The 17,952-nt window shown below is 27.0% G+C and carries 14 protein-coding genes and 1 pseudogene; 7 read left to right on the top strand and 8 right to left on the bottom strand.

Annotated features, from left to right (window positions below; genetic code table 11):
- Positions 1-39: 39 nt before the first annotated feature.
- Together CKV87_RS05395 and pgeF are read right to left on the bottom strand one after the other, a co-directional pair.
- Entirely contained in the window at positions 40-1,299 is a 1,260-nt protein-coding gene (locus CKV87_RS05395; protein WP_012012779.1) for a malic enzyme-like NAD(P)-binding protein, read from the bottom strand.
- A 94-nt stretch (positions 1,300-1,393) separates the two neighbouring features.
- A complete protein-coding gene (gene pgeF, locus CKV87_RS05390; protein ID WP_012012778.1) occupies positions 1,394-2,062 on the bottom strand; it encodes a peptidoglycan editing factor PgeF in 669 nt (222 codons plus the stop codon).
- Positions 2,063-2,122: 60 nt separating this feature from the next.
- On the opposite strand from pgeF, the gene CKV87_RS05385 reads away from it, so the two are divergent.
- Together CKV87_RS05385 and CKV87_RS05380 are read left to right on the top strand one after the other, a co-directional pair.
- Complete coding sequence (locus tag CKV87_RS05385) at positions 2,123-2,734, top strand: class I SAM-dependent methyltransferase (RefSeq protein WP_012012777.1); 612 nt, start codon at positions 2,123-2,125, stop codon at positions 2,732-2,734.
- Between the two features lie 2 nt (positions 2,735-2,736).
- Complete coding sequence (locus CKV87_RS05380; RefSeq protein WP_012012776.1) at positions 2,737-3,531, top strand: shikimate dehydrogenase; 795 nt, start codon at positions 2,737-2,739, stop codon at positions 3,529-3,531.
- A 9-nt stretch (positions 3,532-3,540) separates the two neighbouring features.
- On the opposite strand, the pseudogene CKV87_RS05375 reads toward CKV87_RS05380, so the two are convergent.
- The 4 genes and pseudogenes from CKV87_RS05375 to dgt form a co-directional block, all read right to left on the bottom strand.
- Positions 3,541-3,978, bottom strand: a pseudogene (locus CKV87_RS05375) (type I restriction-modification system subunit M N-terminal domain-containing protein); the annotation flags it as partial.
- An 11-nt stretch (positions 3,979-3,989) separates the two neighbouring features.
- Positions 3,990-5,261, bottom strand: coding sequence for a Fic family protein (locus CKV87_RS05370; protein ID WP_012012775.1), 1,272 nt, complete (start codon positions 5,259-5,261; stop codon positions 3,990-3,992).
- Positions 5,262-5,352: 91 nt separating this feature from the next.
- Positions 5,353-6,429 (bottom strand): Fic family protein, encoded by a 1,077-nt coding sequence (locus tag CKV87_RS05365; protein WP_012012774.1) that lies wholly within the window; start codon positions 6,427-6,429, stop codon positions 5,353-5,355.
- 272 nt (positions 6,430-6,701) lie between these two features.
- Positions 6,702-8,147 (bottom strand): dGTPase, encoded by a 1,446-nt coding sequence (dgt, locus tag CKV87_RS05360; protein WP_012012773.1) that lies wholly within the window; start codon positions 8,145-8,147, stop codon positions 6,702-6,704.
- Positions 8,148-8,280: 133 nt separating this feature from the next.
- On the opposite strand from dgt, the gene CKV87_RS05355 reads away from it, so the two are divergent.
- The 5 genes from CKV87_RS05355 (at position 8,281) to CKV87_RS05335 (ending at position 14,689) form a co-directional block, all read left to right on the top strand.
- On the top strand, positions 8,281-8,922 hold the full coding sequence (locus tag CKV87_RS05355; protein WP_012012772.1) for a UPF0323 family lipoprotein: 642 nt from the start codon (positions 8,281-8,283) through the stop codon (positions 8,920-8,922).
- A 3-nt stretch (positions 8,923-8,925) separates the two neighbouring features.
- Positions 8,926-10,104, top strand: coding sequence for a glutathionylspermidine synthase family protein (locus tag CKV87_RS05350; protein ID WP_004509254.1), 1,179 nt, complete (start codon positions 8,926-8,928; stop codon positions 10,102-10,104).
- 15 nt (positions 10,105-10,119) lie between these two features.
- Positions 10,120-12,066 carry an NAD-dependent DNA ligase LigA gene (gene ligA / locus CKV87_RS05345; protein ID WP_012012771.1) on the top strand — a complete coding sequence of 649 codons (1,947 nt, stop codon included), beginning with the start codon at positions 10,120-10,122 and terminating at the stop codon, positions 12,064-12,066.
- Between the two features lie 95 nt (positions 12,067-12,161).
- Positions 12,162-14,123, top strand: coding sequence for a methyl-accepting chemotaxis protein (locus CKV87_RS05340; protein WP_012012770.1), 1,962 nt, complete (start codon positions 12,162-12,164; stop codon positions 14,121-14,123).
- Between the two features lie 89 nt (positions 14,124-14,212).
- Positions 14,213-14,689: an acyl-CoA thioesterase gene (locus CKV87_RS05335; RefSeq protein ID WP_012012769.1), complete on the top strand. Its 477-nt coding sequence runs from the start codon at positions 14,213-14,215 to the stop codon at positions 14,687-14,689.
- 54 nt (positions 14,690-14,743) lie between these two features.
- Here CKV87_RS05335 and CKV87_RS05330 read toward each other — a convergent pair whose 3' ends face one another.
- Both CKV87_RS05330 and CKV87_RS05325 read right to left on the bottom strand, forming a co-directional pair.
- A complete protein-coding gene (locus CKV87_RS05330) occupies positions 14,744-16,342 on the bottom strand; it encodes an ABC-F family ATP-binding cassette domain-containing protein (protein ID WP_012012768.1) in 1,599 nt (532 codons plus the stop codon).
- 81 nt (positions 16,343-16,423) lie between these two features.
- Positions 16,424-17,917, bottom strand: coding sequence for a hypothetical protein (locus tag CKV87_RS05325; protein ID WP_012012767.1), 1,494 nt, complete (start codon positions 17,915-17,917; stop codon positions 16,424-16,426).
- Positions 17,918-17,952 lie beyond the last annotated feature (35 nt).

The following is a 17,952-nucleotide window of genomic DNA, read 5'->3' as shown; positions in this document are numbered from 1 at the left end:
TTTTTAAAGCTTGAATAATACCATTTTATAGATTAATAGTTATATCATAGAAATAAGTTTTTTTCTATACTCTTCTAAATCAAAATCTTTTACTCTAGCAACTCCTGATTCAACAGCACTAGAAGCAACAGCTGATGAAACTTCAACCATCAATCTTTTATCAAATGGAATAGGAATAATATAGTTTTTACCATAAGTTAAATTTCCAAAAGATTCTTTTAATTCCTCTGTTATTGGCTCTTTTGCCAAATTTGCTATTGCTTTAGCAGCACAAATTTTCATCTGCATATTTATTGTTCTTGCTTGAACATCAAGGGCACCTCTAAAAATAAAAGGGAAACCTAAAACATTATTTACTTGATTAGGACAATCTGAACGACCAGTTCCTACTATAGCTTTTGGTTTAACTTCAAATACCTCTTCAGGGAAAAGTTCAGGAGTTGGATTTGCTAAAGTAAAAACTATTGGTTCTTCACTCATAAGTTTTATATGTTCTTGAGAAAAAGTTCCTGGTTTTGATAAACCTAATACCATATTTGCATCTTTAAATGCTTCTTCCATTGTTGTAATGTCAGTTTCTGTAATAAACTCTTTTTTATATTTATTCAAATCAGTTCTTCCTTTATGAATCACACCTTTTGAATCGCACATAATTAAATTTTTTACTCCAAGTTCTTTATACATAGTTGAACAAGCAATAGCTGCTGCACCAGCTCCAACAACAACTATTTTCATATCTTCAATTTTTATACCAATCATTTCACTTGCATTCATCAAAGCAGCACTTGTAATAATCGCTGTACCATGTTGGTCATCGTGCATAATTGGAATATTTAACTCTTCAACTAACCTTTTTTCTATTTCAAAACATTCAGGAGCTTTTATATCTTCAAGATTTATTCCACCAAATGTTGGACTAATAGCCTTTACAATATCACAAAATTTATCAATATCTTTTTCATCAACTTCAATATCAAAAGAGTCAATAGCTGCAAATTTTTTAAATAATACAGATTTTCCTTCCATTACTGGTTTTGAAGCAAGTGCTCCAATATCACCAAGTCCAAGAACAGCTGTTCCATTTGAAATAACTGCTACAAGATTTCTTTTTGATGTATATTCAAAAGCTAATTCAGGATTTTTTTGAATTTCTTCACAAGGATAAGCAACACCTGGTGTATAAGCCAATGATAGATCTCTTTGTGTTTCCATTTTTTTAGTAGTTTGAATAGCAAGTTTTCCAGCATTTGGGAATTTATGATAATCCAAAGCCTCATCTTTTGTAACTTTTACACTCATTTCTTTTCCTTTATTTATATACTTATTATTAAAATCGGTAAATGGTAACAAAAGCCTACTTAAACAAATGTACCTTATGTAAATAATATTTTAATTATTTAAAAGTTATAACTCCTGCAAATCTTCCTGTATTTTTCTCTTTTCTATATGAAAAGAATGGTTTATTTGAACATTTTGTACAAATAGAAGAAATGTCTATATTTTTTATTCCCAAATTTTCTAAAAGTTTTTTATTTATTCCTTGTAAATCAATATTATTTCCAAAAACAAACTCTTTTCCAAAAGATTTTTCAACAATATTTTTGAGTTCATCATTTACTTCATAACAACATTTTTGGATACTTGGTCCCATAATTACTTTTATATTTTCTGTTTTACAAGAAAAATCTTCTATCATTTTTTTAGAAGTTGCTTCAGATATTTTTAAAAAAGTTGAGTTTCTTCCTGCATGAATAGCTGCAATTACTCCTTTTACTTCATCAAACATCAAAATAGGAATACAATCAGCAACCATAACCATCAAAGGAAGATTTTTTTTATTTGTTACAAGTGCATCACAATTATCTATATATTTTGGTGAGTTCTCATCTACAACCACGACATTTGCGCTATGAATTTGATTCATATAACATAAATCTTCATTTTTATAATCATATTTTAAAGCTAATTTTTGCCTATTTTTATCTACATTTTCTTTTATATCACCAACATGATAAGCTAGATTTCCATCAGTTTTATCACTAAAAAAATATTTTACACCCATCTTTATTCTCTTAATTTTGATTTAGTTATAATTTATCCAAAAATTGTTTAAGGACTAACTTTGAGTAGATTTGATGAAAGAGCAAAAGATTGGGATAAAAAGCAAACAACTCTTGATAAAAGTGATGCTTGTATAAATCACTTAAAAGAAAAAATAGATTTTTCAAATATAAAAAATATTTTAGATTATGGTTGTGGAACAGGACTTATAGCTTTTAATTTAGTAGAAAAAAATAATGAAGTTTTAGGACTTGATAACTCAAGTGGAATGATAGAAGAGTTTAATAAAAAAGTAAAAGAAAAAAATTTATCAAATATAAAAGCAAAAAAACACAATATTTTAGAAGAAGATTTACCAAAAAATAGTTTTGATTTGATAGTGATTTCTATGTCACTTCATCATATTGAAGATATTGATATGTTTTTTAAAAAAAGCTTTGAAGCTCTAAAAAATGGTGGTTATATTTGTATAAATGATTTGGATAAAGAAGATGGTTCATTTCATGCAAAGCATAATAATGAAGGAGTTTATCACTTTGGATTTAGCGAAGATGAATTGGTAAAAACTGCTAAAAAGATTGGTTTTAGTGACTCTTCTTTTGATATAGTTTATATTTTTGAAAGAGAAAATGGAAATTTCCCAATCTTTAATTTCATAGCAAAAAAGGCTTAAAAATGGAAAAATTTGTAATATTTGGAAATCCAGTAGTTCACTCAAAATCACCTCAGATGCAAAATGCAGGATTAAATCACATAAACTACAATGGAATTTATGAAAAACACCATTTAGAAGATGGAAGTAAAATAAAAGAGACTTTTTTGAGAAATGGTTACAGTGGTGCAAATATAACTGTACCGCATAAAGAAGTTGCATTTATAAATGCAGATATCGTAAAAGGTTTAGCTCAAAAAATAAAAGCAGTAAATACTTATAAATTAGTAGATGGAAAAATAGAAGCATATAATACTGATGCTCCTGGTTTTTTAAAAGCAATTGAAAGTTTTGGTGAAGTAAAAAATGTACTGTTATTAGGTGCAGGAGGAACTGCAAAAGCTATTACAATAGCTTTACAAGAAAAAAATATCAAAGTAACTGTTTTAAATAGAAGTGAAAATAACTTGAAATTTTTTATTGAAAACAATATACAAGCTCACACTTGGGCAGAGTTTGAACCTGAAATTTATGATTTAGTAGTAAACTCTACAAGTGCAGGACTAAAAGATGAACTTCTTCCTGCTCCAAAAGAACTTCTTGAACCAATACTAAAAAATGCTTCTTTTGCTTTTGATTGTATTTATGGGAAAATCACACCATTTTTAGCTTTAGCAAAACAAAATGGTTGCAAAATAAAAGACGGTGAAGATATGTTACTTTTTCAAGGTGTTTTAGCTTTTGAATATTTTACAAATACAAAAGCAAATACATCACTAATCGAAGCTATGAGAAAAGGATTAAAAGGAGAATCTTAAAAAAGATTTTTCTACCTTATTTCCTCCATCACTTCCCATATCTTTTAGAAGTTTTTCATAAATAAGTGAAAGTTGAAATAAATCTGATTGGTTGTGAAAATCCATCTTATCTATGATGTCAAGAATTTTTCTAAGTGTGTAACCATTTGCAATTCGATTGTCTAAAAACTCAAATATTGCACCAATTTTATATTTGATAGATTATTGATAATATCTTTTTTCCCATCTACTTTTAATACAGCCCAATTTTGCCAACGATACTTTTCATCTAAAATATAAGTCTATTTTTCTCCATCAAGTTCAGCATCTTCTGCTTTGCTATCTTCTAAATCTGATAAAAATTTTAAAAACAAAACCCAAGAGATTTGCTCTGTGCAGTGCATCGCACCACTTATTCCATCAATCTCGTCTTAGAATGTCTGTTATTCTGTTTATTTTGTTTTCCAAATTTGTTTTCCTTATAAATTTATATTTAATCTAAAATAATATTTTTTTTGATTTGGAACTTTAACTCTTTTAACTAATTCAAAATCAATTAGAAGCTTTAAATCTTTTTGTACAGTTCTTACTGATATATCAAAACGCTTAGCCAAATCTTCAGAAGTTTGCATGAAAGAAGTATCTTTATTTGATAAAAATTTGACAATTTTCTTCTGTCTTGGTGTTAAGTCTATCTCTTTTTCTTTCACTATGTGATTTATAATATCTGCTCTCATATGTGTATTAATTCTATTTTTTAAGATATCTAAACCTTTTATCATTACATCAGTCATATAATAAAAAAAATAAGTCATATCAAAATTATCTTTTTCATATAAATCACTTCTTTCAACGTCAATAAATGCTTTATAATAATCTTTTGCTTTTTTTCTATAAATAATTTCAGAAAGAGAAATATAATAAAACATATCATACCCATAATACTTCAATAAATATGTAAATAAAATACGAACTGTTCTACCATTTCCATCAATAAAAGGATGAATATATGCAAATATAAAATGAAAAGCAATTGATTTATAAATGTTATCAATTGGTTTTTTTAAATCATCTGGCTCTAAAAATATCAATAACTCATCTAACATTTTTTTCATAGTATCAATATTTGCAGGTGGTGTAAAAATGACTTTTTGCATTGAATCTACTATCTCATTTGGTTCTGTTCTATATTCACCAGAATCATTTTCAAATTCAAGTGTTTTATCAGTTGTAATTTTATGAAGATTTTTAATTAAATCATGGTTTAATAATTGATTTTCTTTTCTCAAATCCATTAAAGCTTTAAAATTATTTAAAACCATCATCTCATCTTTATTTTTTGGTTCTTCATGACCTTTTGCAAGAGTTCTTGCTCTTTTCATAGTACTATGTGCACCCTCTATAGTAGAAGAATAATATCCCTCAAATATTAAGGTTTCTTTTAACAATTCTAATGAAAATTTTTCTTGAACAAAATATTCAGTACTTTTCCAAAAATCTTTTATCTTATCAATTCTATTTTGTAACTCTTGTGTTTCAACAAAATAAAACTTTTTTTCATTATATTCATAAATAATGTTTTTTTGTTTTTTTCTATATTCATTAATTATACTTACTATTTTATCAAAATCACAGTTGCTTTCTAAAATTAATGATTTTCTATAACTTATTTCATTGAGGTTATAATAATTTTTAATTGTTAGATATTTTGCCCATTCATTTTCACTTAGTGGATATTGTGTTTTTTGCATTTTAATTCCTAATTTAAATGTTAACAATAATAAAAATATTGTAACTTATTGTGTATAGATTTTTCAAAATATTACTCTCTACATTTATTCATTATATTTCAATATTCTTGAACAAATCAAAAAGCTTAGTATGGATATAAAATATCTCTTTACCTATCTTTTTACTTGATAAAATACCTATATTTTCAAGTTCATTTAGATAATTTGTAGCTGTTGGTCTTGATACACCTAGTTGCTCTTCTATAAAAGCTCTTTTTGTATATGGATGATAGAAAAGTGCTTCTAGCAAATCTTTGCTGTACATTTTTGGCTTTTGATCTATGATAATATTTTTTGTTTCATTCATAAGATTTTCTATATTTTTAATAGTTTCAATAGTCTCTTTTGCTATCTCTTCTACACCTTTTAACATAAATAAAATCCAATTATTAAGTCCATCATTAAAACTTACTTCATTTAATAACTTGTAATAATCAGCTTTATGTTTTATTATATATCGACTGAGATACAAAATAGGCATATCCAATAAATTTTCTAAAACAAGATACAAAATATTTATAATTCTTCCTGTTCTACCATTTCCATCATAAAAAGGATGGATTGATTCAAATTGATAATGAATAATCGCCATTTTTACTAAGCTATCAAAATCCTCTAAAGTTTTATCATTTATATAATCCACAAGATTTGACATAAGTTCTTCAATATCTTTTGGATTTTGAGGAGGAATGAGTTTGATTTCTCCAGTTTTTGGATTTTTGAGAACTGTTCCGCTTTGTTTTCTAAAACCTACATCATTTTGTTCTAAAGTAGCTTGTATCTCTTTTATATGATTTATATTTAACATTTTTTTTGTTTTTATAATTTCAAATCCTAGATATAAAGCATCTTTGTAGTTTTGTACTTCTTTAATGTTGTTATTTAAAAAACTATCTGAAATAGATGAACGATAAATTTCATCATGAGTAGTAATAATATTTTCAATCTCACTACTATCTTTGGCTTCTTGAAGTATCAAAGTATTGATAACTATTTTTTGATTTGGCAAAGAATTCGCAATTCCCTTTAACTCTGCAAGGGTTTTATGAGCCGATATAGTAGCTCTTAAAATCTCTTTAGTTTCTATATCTTTTTTGATTGGTAATTTATTTGGTATAAACTCTTTCACCTATAGAACTCTATTATTTTTATTGCCTGATATGTCAAATTTTTTCACTTTTTTTTACATATTATACATTATATGTAAAGATTTTAGCACTTTTTTTACATATTATTGAAAAAATAAAATTATTGTTCATCTATAAAGCCAGTTATAAATATAAAAATAATTCCAGTTAATATAAATTTTGTAAACTCTTTTGTGATATACAAAAAAACTATTTCTCTTTTTTCTAAATAATTCATACTTAATCTCTATATAGTAGTCCAACTACCATTTTTCTATTTCATCGCCAATAAAACCTTATACTCTTCAAGAGCAAAATCATCAGTCATACCGCTTATATAGTCTATTATTAGTCTTACTCTAAAATAAAATTCTAATATTTTATACTCTTGTAAATTTTGTTTATCTAGTTTTTCAATGTCATTTTTATAAGCAACTATTTGTTTTTTTGAGATTCGTTTTATCAATCTTCTTGAGATAAAACAATCTATTTTTTCATCTTTTAGAAGTTTTGAAAAATCAACTTCATCAAGTTCTAAAAGTGGTTTATATATTTCAAATAAAGAGTTTATTATGCTATACGCTTGAAGTTCCAAAGTTTGAACTTCTGGATTTTGATAGATATATTTTGTAGAAATATCTTGTAAAATCTTCAAAGTTTTATAGTATTCACTTTGTTTATCAAACTCTAAAAGTGCATAATTAAAACTTCCTTTAAAAATTGCCTCATGATTTTGTACAAAAACTTTTGAAACATAATTTACAAAATTTGTAACCAAACCAACTCTTAAAAAAGTGAAAAACATATTAAATTGATATGGTTCTTCACTACTTTTTGCTTTTTCATACTGTTTTTCAATTATTCCTAAAAGAAACTCTTCTTTCTCTTTTTGGCACTCATTTTTTATGATAGTATAAACTTCATCTAAAGATAAAATACCTTTTTTAACACTATCTTCCAAATCAGCAGTTAAGTATGAAATATCATCAGCTGCTTCCATAATATAAGTTATTGGGAATCTATGACCAGCTTCTATTTTTAAACTTTTTTGTATCTTTTCAACCAAATCTTTTTCACTAAAATAAAAACCTGGCTTTTTCTTCAAATATGATAGATTTTCTTCTTTTGGAGGTTTTTCTTCAAAAGCTCCTCTTGTATATTTTAAAACTGAAATTATTTGAAAATATGAAAGATTTAGTCTTTGAAGTTTTGTGATAATTCTTATTGCTTGTGCATTTCCATCATAGTTACAAATATCTTTTGAGATTAGTTCTTTTAAATTTTTTAATTCATTTGTAGGTGCTTCAAACTTATCTAAAATAGGTAAAATATTAATTTTTAGCCATTTATTTATAGTCTCTTCTGCAAAATGTCCAAAAGGTGGATTTCCTATATCGTGAAGTAAACTAGTCATTTCAGAAGTTGAAATAAAAGCATTTTCAAATTCATTTAAACCAAACTTTTCTAAACTCTCTTTTTTTAATTCAGCTAAAATGGTTCTAGCTATAAATCTTGCGTTTTGCGAAACTTCCATAGAGTGTGTAAGTCGTGAACGAATAGAAGCATTTAACTCTAAAGCAAAAACTTGAGTTCTTTTTTGAAGTCTTCTAAAAGCGGATGAAGAAAAAATTCTACCTCTATCACTTTCAACTGTTATTTCTATATCTTTTGAAGGGTAAAATTCTCTATCTAAAATAAATTTTTCTTTATAATCTATCATATCTTTTCCTTAAAAATTTAATTCTACTAAAAATTCGATTAATTCACTGTTTTATATATTTTAATTATTAATTTTATATAATAAAAGAGTTTCAAATATAAATAAATTTTAAAACTAAAATAAGGAATTAAAATTGAAGAAAAAAAATCATATTAAAAAAATATCAGACTATGCAATGGTTGGTGGGTTAGGTTCACTTTTAGTTGTTGGTTTAGTTGGTTGTGGAGATAACTCATCAAATAATCAACAACAAAATCAAAATAACTCAACATTTACAAATGCTAGCCAACAACAAGGAGCTTTCGTAGTTGTTGAACAAAGCGCAGATGGTCAATATAAAATTGCAGATGAATTTCCAGCATCAAAAACAACAATTGTATTAAGAACTCCAGATGGAAATGAAAGAATTTTATCTCAAGAAGAAATAGATAAATTAGTAAAAGAAGAAGAGAAAAAGATTGATGCAGGAACTTCGCCTCTTACAAATCCTGAAGCACAATTAAGTAGTGGCGGAATGGGACTTGGTGGAGTTTTATTATCTTCAATTGCAGGAGCAATGATTGGTTCTTGGCTTGGTAATAAACTATTTAATAATCAAAATTTCCAAAATCAAAAAGCAGCACAATACAAATCTCCTCAAACATATAGTAAATCTCAAAGTTCGTTTAATAAACCTGCAGCTACAACAAATTCTAGTACAGGTGCTAAAAAAACTGGTTTCTTTGGTGGAAACTCATCATCAAATACTACAAATTCATCAAGTTTTGGAAGTTAAAATATGAAATTAGAAAAATTAAAACCGTTAACAGACGAATATTTAGAATCGATTGGCTTTATTTGGCATACAGATAAAGATAATAGTTCATATATAAGTGACGAAATAGTCGTAATTAGTGAAGATGAAGCAAATGCTTTTTATGAAGCAACAAATGAACTTTACGATATGTTTGTAGAAGCTGGTCAATATGTAATCGATAATGATTTATTTCATGAATTAAATATTCCTTTTAATTTAGTAGAAATTATAAAAGAGTCTTGGGAAAATGAAGTTCATTGGCATTTATATTCAAGATTTGATTTAGCTGGTGGAATAGATGGTCATCCAATAAAATTGATAGAATTTAATGCAGATACACCAACTTCACTTTTTGAAACTGCAATTATTCAATGGGCAATTTTAAAAGCAAATGGTTTAGATGAAGCTAGCCAATTTAACAATTTATATGAAGCTTTAAAAGATAATTTCAAAAGAATTATTACTTTAAACAGCGATATTGAAAAATTTGAAGAGTATTATTCAAATCTTGGTTGGAAAATTTTATTTTCATCAATATCAAGCTCAATTGAAGATATAAATACTACAAAACTTTTACAACATATTGCTAGTGAAGCTGGATTTAATACAGATTTTGAATATATTGAAAATGTACAATTTAGTGATGATGGTATTTTCAAAGATGATGAACTTTTTGAATTTTGGTTTAAACTTATTCCTTGGGAAGATATTGCGATACAAGAAAGTGAATTAGCTTTAATTTTAACAGAAATTATAAAAGAAAAAAAAGCAATCATTTTCAATCCAGCATATACTCTTATGTTCCAATCAAAAGCATTTATGAAGGTTTTATGGGATTTATATCCAAATCACCCTTTACTTTTAGAGACATCTTTTGAACCTTTAAAAGGTAAAAAACAAGTAGAAAAAAGAGCTTTTGGAAGAGAAGGAGCAAATACAAAAATTATAAATGCTGATGGATCTATTGATACACAAACTTCAGGAGATTATGAAGGACATAAAGCTATTTATCAAGAGTATGTAGAGTTTCCAAAAGATGAAAAAGGTGATTGCTATCAAGCTGGAGTATTCTATGCTTATGAAGCTTGTGGTTTGGGATTTAGAAAAGGTGGAAAAATCTTAAACAATATGTCAAAGTTTGTAGGACACATCATCAAATAAGTAGAAAGATAAAAAATGACTAAAGAAGAGTACGATTTAAATATAGAAAAATTAATATCTTGGGCTAATGCTTATTATGTTTTTGATAATCCAATAGCGACTGATGAAGAGTATGACAAACTAGCAAGACTTTGTTTAGCTTATGAGCAAGAAAATCCAAAACTTTCTCATCCAAATTCACCAAATAAAAGAGTTGGTGGAATTGTTTTAGATGGATTCATAAAAGCTTCTCATCTTAGTCGTATGTGGAGTCAAGAAGATGTTTTTAATACGCAAGAACTTGAAGATTGGATAAAAAGAGCTTCAAAAGTAAATACAAATTTAGAGTTTTTTTGTCAACCTAAGTTTGATGGAGCTTCTTTAAATCTTATTTATGAAAATGGTATTTTAAAACAAGCTATTACAAGAGGTGATGGAACTGTTGGTGAAGATGTAACAAACAATGCAAAAACAATTTTTTCTATTCCACTTGAAATAGAAGAAAAATCTTTAATAGAGATTCGTGGTGAAGTTGTAATAAAAAAAGCAGATTTTGAAAAAATCAACATTGAAAGAGCAAAAAATGGTGAACAACTTTTTGCAAATCCAAGAAATGCAGCAGCTGGAAGTTTAAGACAACTTGATTCAAATATAACTGCAAAAAGAAAGCTATTTTTCAATGTTTGGGGAATTGGTCAAAATTCATTAGAACACAAAAAATATTCACAAATTATGGAATATATATACTCTTTAGGATTTGAAAGACCTCAAATGCAAACATTAGCTTCAAATATAGAAGAAATAGAAAGTTTATACCACAAATTTATCTCTATAAGAAATGACTTTGAAATGATGCTTGATGGAATGGTTATAAAAATAGATGATATAGAAACACAAGAAGAACTTGGTTATACAGTAAAATTTCCAAGATGGTCATGTGCTTACAAATTTCCAGCAGTTGAAAAAACAACAAAACTAAAAGCAATAACTTTACAAGTTGGTCGAACAGGAATTATAACTCCAGTAGCAGAAGTAGAACCAACACTAATTGACGGTTCAACTGTTAGTCGTGCAACTTTACATAACTTTGATGAAATCGAAAGATTAGATTTAAAAATAAATGATGAAGTAATTATAATAAAAAGTGGAGATATCATCCCAAAAATCACAAAAGTATTTTTTGAGCGAAGAAAAGGAGATGAAATAACTATATCTCGCCCTACTTCATGTCCTACTTGTAATAGTGAAGTTTTAGATGAAGGAACGATGATAAAATGTCAAAATCTTGATTGTCCATCAAGAGTTGTAAACTCAATAATCTATTTTGCTAGTAAAAATTGTATGAATATAGATGGTCTTGGAAATAAAATAGTTGAACAACTATTTAATGAAAAAAAGATTTATGATATTTTAGATATTTATTCTTTAAAATATGAAGATTTACAAGATTTAGAAGGTTTTAAAGAGAAAAAAATAAACAATCTTCTAAATGCGATAGAGAATACAAAAGGTAGTGAACTTCATAGAGTTATAAATGCTTTAGGAATAGAACATATAGGTGAAGTTGCTTCAAAACAAATATGTTTAGAATTTGGCTTAGATGTGATAAATAAAGATTATGATTCACTAATAGCGCTTGATGGTTTTGGTGAACAAATGGCAAATTCATTTATTGAATTTATGAGAGTAAATAAGAATTTAGTTGAAAAACTTATCTCTATAATAAATCCAAAAGTTGAAATAAAAAAAGAAGTAAGTGAAAATCCATTTAAAAATAAAACTGTTGTAATAACAGGAACTATGAGTAAAAGTCGTGGTGAAATAAAATCTATGCTCGAAGATTTAGGCGCTAAAGTATCTTCTAGTGTTTCTAAAAAAACTGATTATGTAATTTTTGGAGAAGATGCAGGAAGTAAATATGATAAAGCTATTGAACTAGGAGTGAAACTCTTAACTGAAGAAGAGATGAATTCACTATTTTAATTAGAAAAATAATTATTTGTAAAGCTTTTTTAAATTATTATTTCAATGAAAAATTATAATAGGATTATTTTTATCCCTATTAATAAAGGTATATAATGTTACAAAACTTTAATACAAGAAAAAAACTTCTTTTATTTCCAGTACTGTTTGTTTTGCTTATTATTGTGTCAGCATTTGTTTACACACACTACAATAATATAGCAAATAAAAGAAATCATGTCGCTATTGAAACTGAAAAGTTTATCCAATATATGGCAAAATCAAGAATTTCTGTTTATCAATTTTTGAGAAACTCAACAGAAGAAAACAGACAACATGTTCTAATGAATCTAAAATATTTAAAAGATAGTGTTACTCAAACTAAAGCAGAATTTACAAATCCTCAAAATATAGAATTAGCTAATCAAATAATATCTTTAGTAGATAATTATCTAGCAGACTATGAAAGCTTCGCTAAAAATAAAATTATTGACTTTTCAAACAATATAAATATTGAAAGTGATGAGATAAAACAAGATATTGCTCGAATGGTAAAAGTTGGAGTTGATGTAGAAAATAAAATAGCTGAAATAAACAAGAGTGCAATAGAATTAAGAGAAGATGCTTATACAACATTGACTGTGGATTTAATTGTTTTAGTTATTATTGCAACAATTATTTTTACAATAATTTCACTGATAATTTCTAATTCAGTAGTAAATTCTATAAATGGTTTTAAAGAAGGTCTTTTAAGCTTTTTTTCATATTTAAATAGAGAATCAAATAGTGTAAATTTACTTGATGATAGTGCAAAAGATGAATTTGGGCAAATGTCAAAAATAGTAAATGACAATATAGTAAAAACACAAAAAAGCATAGAAGAAGATAGAAAACTAATAGATGAAACAATAGCAGTATTAGGAGAGTTTGAACAAGGAAATCTTTATCAAAGACTACATACAAAAGTTTCAAATCCAACTTTAAATCAGTTAAAAGATGTTTTAAATAATATGGCTAACATTTTAGAAAACAATATAGAAAATGTTCTAAAAGTATTGGAACAATACTCTAATTATAACTATCTAGATAAAATAGACCAAAAAGGTTTAAAAGAGCACTTACTTAAATTAGCAAGTGGTGTAAATAACTTAGGTGACTCAATAACTGAAATGTTAATAGAAAATAAAACAAATGGATTAACATTAGATAAAAGCTCTAATATTTTATTAGCAAATGTAGATAAATTAAATCTAAGCTCAAATGAAGCAGCAGCATCTTTAGAAGAGACAGCAGCAGCCTTAGAAGAGATAACAAGTAATATAAGAAATAATACAGAGAGTATTGCGAAAATGGCAAGTTACTCTAGTAATGTAACAGCTTCAGCAAATCAAGGTGAAAAATTAGCAAATGAAACAACAGTTGCTATGGATGAAATAAATAATCAAGTTAATTTAATAAATGAAGCAATAAGTGTTATAGATCAAATAGCATTCCAAACAAATATCCTTTCTTTAAACGCAGCAGTAGAAGCAGCAACAGCAGGAGAAGCAGGAAAAGGATTTGCAGTTGTTGCACAAGAGGTGCGAAACCTAGCATCAAGAAGCGCAGAAGCAGCAAAAGAGATAAAAGCGATAGTAGAAAATGCTACAAATAAGGCTAATGATGGAAAATTAATAGCTTCTAATATGATAGAGGGATATAAACACTTAAATCAAAATATCTCTCAAACAATGAATCTAATAAGCGATATACAAAATGCTTCAAAAGAACAATTACTAGGAATTGAGCAGATAAATGATGCAGTAAATCAACTAGATAGACAAACACAACAAAATGCAATGGTAGCAAGCCAAGCACATGATATAGCAATAGTAACAGATGAAATATCAAAACTAATTGTAAGTGATGCAGATGAAAAAGAGTTTGCAGGGAAAGATAAAGTAAAACCTAAAGATATAGAAAAAAAAGCTACAAAAAATATAACTCCTCAAGTAGAAATAAAAGTTGAAAAAACTACTCCAAAAAATGCACCTATCAAATCTAAAGAGTCAGCTAATGATGAATGGGAAAGCTTTTAATAAGCTTTCCTTATAGTTTAATATATTTTATTATATACTATTATTTTGATTGATTGTATCAATATTAAATTAATAAGGTTTTTATTAGAATGGGTAAAATTATAAAAAGAGAAAAATCTCTTACAATGACTATGTTGATGACACCTGATAAAGCAAATTTTTCTGGAAAATATGTTCATGGTGGTGAAATATTAAAAATGCTTGATCACGTAGCATACGCTTGTGCAGCAAGATATTCTGGAACTTATGCTGTAACACTCTCTGTTGATATGGTTTTATTTAAAGACCCAATTAAAATTGGTTCACTTGTAACTTTTCATGCTTCAGTTAATTATACGGGAAGAACTTCAATGGAGATTGGAATCAAAGTAATTTCAGAAGATATAAGAGACTATACTATAAAAAATACTAATGTTTGTTACTTCACTATGGTTGCAGTTGATGAAGATGGAAAACCAATTCCTGTTCCAAAACTTGAACTTATAACAGAAGATGATAAAAGAAGATATAATGACGCTATTGCGAGAAAAGAGTTTAGAATGTCTTCAAGACATACAAAAAACTAAAAATTTTTATTTATAAAAAAAGGAAAAAAGATAAAACTTTTTTCCTTTTTTTCATTATGCAGTTTGACTTTTTGATTCAATGAACTCTTCATAAGTTCCTTTAAAATCTAAAATTGTCCCGCCTTCTTGAATTTCTATTATTCTATTTGCATAAGCATCTAATAACTCTCTATCGTGAGATACACAAATAACTGAACCTGCATAATCATTTAATCCTTCACCTAAAGCAATAATAGCTTCTAAGTCTAAGTGGTTTGTTGGTTCATCTAAAACTAAGAAATTTCCTTGTTCTAACATGATTTTAGAAAGCATCATTCTATGTTTTTCTCCCCCTGAACAAGAATCAACTTTTTTCTCTTGTTCTTGACCGTTAAATAACATTCTTCCTAAACAATTTCTAATTTCAGAAATATCAGCATCTCTATCAAAACCTCTTAACCAATCATATAAAGTCATATCACCTTTGATAATATCAGTTGCATTTTGTGGAAAATATGAGTTTTGAATAGTCGCTCCCCATAAAACTTCTCCACTATCAGGTTTTAAGTTTCCTTCTAAAATCTCACATAAAGTAGTTTTTCCAATACCATTTGTACCAATAAGTGCTATTTTATCACCTTTTTCAACTGTAAATGAAATATCATTTAAAACAACATGATCATCATAAGATTTTGAAATGTTTTTAACAGTTAATAACTCTTTTCCAACTTCTCTTTTTTGTCTAAAAATAATAGAAGGATCACGTCTACTTGATACTTGAATTGCACCAACATCAAGTTTTTCAAGTTGTTTTTGTCTTGATGTTGCTTGTTTTGCTTTTGAAGCATTTGCACTAAATCTTGCAATAAACTTTTCAAGTTCTTCTTTTTCTTTTAATTTTTTATTAACATCTTTTTCATTTTGTTTTGCAATTAAAGTTGAAGCAATATACCAATCATCATAATTTCCTGCAAACTCTCTAATTTGTTTAAAATCTACATCTAAAATATGTGTACAAACAGCATTTAAAAAGTGTCTATCGTGAGAGATTACAACCATTGTTCCTTCATGATGTTGAAGTTGGTTTTCAAGCCATCCAATAGTCTCAATATCTAAGTTATTTGTTGGCTCATCTAAAAATAGTACATCAGGTTTTGGATATAAAACTTGTGCTAATAAAACTTTAAATTTATCTCCACCTGTTAATGTACTCATTAAATCTTGTTGCATAGAAGAAGGAAAACCTAAATCTTCCAATATTTTTGTAATTTTTATATCATATTCGTAAGTTGGATCTTCTTCACAACAAATAATTTCAAGTTCTGCAAGTCTATTGTTTACTTCGTCAGTAAATTCTGGACTCATATACAACTCTTCTTTTTCTTTTATTGCATCGTATAATTTTTTATTTCCTAATAAAACTGTATCAAAAATCGTATAATTCTCATAAGCAAATTGGTTTTGAGATAAAACTCCAACTTTTTTACCATTTTGAATTTGTACTTCTCCTTCAGTTGCCTCTTCTTGTCCTGAAAGAATTTTAAGGAATGTTGTCTTACCTGCACCATTTGCACCTATAAGACCATATCTTTTCCCTGTATCTAATTTTAGATTTATATCTTGAAATAAAACTCTTGCACCAAAAGCTTTTTTAAGATTAACTGTTTGAACCATAATTTAACTATCTCCATTATTTATTTTATTAAAATTTATTAGATTATATCTAAAAAAGTCTAGTTACGACTTAACCCTATTTTATAGCTCTTTTTCAAAAGCCAATTTCATAATATCATCTTCACTTATATAATCACTTCCATCTTCATTTGGTGGATTTTTAATCCATAATACCTTAGTTTTAAGTTGATCTAATTGATATTTTGTAAGGTTTTTCAAAAGAGTATCTGTTATCATCTCTTTTGTTAAAGTATTTGCATTTAGCATTTTTTTAATAACTTTTTCTAAGTTCTTTTTAGTTGATTCAAATGCTTTTTCTTCATCAGTTAAAGAGATATACTCTTCATCCAAGTATTTCATTACTGCATCACCTGGATATTTATATGTAGTAATACCTTTATAATTATATTTTTGACATTTTAGTCTTGGAATATAAACTCCTGTAAATACATATCCTTGTACTGTATTTATTCCCTCTAAAGTTCTTAAAGGATTGTGAGAGCAAATATAATCATCTTTTACAATAGTTGGTGAATTTTGTAAAGATGTTATATTATTATGAAGTATTACAAAACTTCCTTTAACCTCTTTTGGTCCACCTCGTAAAGAGTTTAACTCATTTTTATGAGCATGAAAACTTCCACCAACTTTTACAGGACTTCCTTCTAGTGAAACTAATTCATTTTCACTAATATCAAAATCACCCTCAACTATATTAAAATTTATTGGCAATTTAGATAAGTTTGGCAATCTATTTGAAAGTTTAACATCTCCGTGAACATCTACAGAATTATCAGATAAAATTGTTGCATTTTTTATATCAAATTTTTCTAACCAAGCTTGAATATCTTCAACATTTGTAAGTGCAACTATAGGCTTATAAATATGAGTGATTGCTTCTTGACCTTTATATCTATAAAACTGTCCTTCTTCATCATATCTTGAAGGTATATTTAATTTGATATCAGTTACTAAATCACCACCAATTTCATCTGCCACACCTTCTAAATCAGCTAATCTATTACCATTACAAATATAATCTTGTTTAACAGCAATTGGTCCACCATTTAATCTTTCAAGTAAATTATGTGAACAATCAAAATATGTATCTATGTTTTTAGGTCCACCTTCTAGTGAAACTAATTTATTATCATTACATTTAAAGTGCCCTTTTACTGTTCTTGGACTTGCTTTTATAGATGTTAATTCATTATACGAACAGTTAAAACTTCCTTTAACTTCTTTTGGACCATAAGATAAATTTTTCAATTGATTATAAGAACAATCAAATTCTCCTACTTCAGTAGGACAATCAAATAAAGATGATAATTTATTTTTAGAGCAGTTAAAATCTTTTAAAACAGTTTTAGGAGCTCCTTCAAGTGTCTCAAGACCATTATTACTTATATCGAAATATCCATCGATTCTATCAAATTTAATTGGAAGTTTTTCACCATTTAATTTCTCAGATAAATTTACATTTCCTTGAACAGAAACATAAAAATCTTCCGAAATATGATAGTTATTAATTCCATGTTCTCTTAGCCAATTTTCAATATCACTAACACTAAGCATTCTTTACCTTTTATATTGTGAAATATTGGCTATTC

The organism is Aliarcobacter butzleri, assembly GCF_900187115.1.
Taxonomy (GTDB): Bacteria; Campylobacterota; Campylobacteria; order Campylobacterales; family Arcobacteraceae; genus Aliarcobacter; species Aliarcobacter butzleri.
Note: the sequence above shows the minus strand (reverse complement) of the source record. Positions and strands in the feature narration are given on the sequence as shown.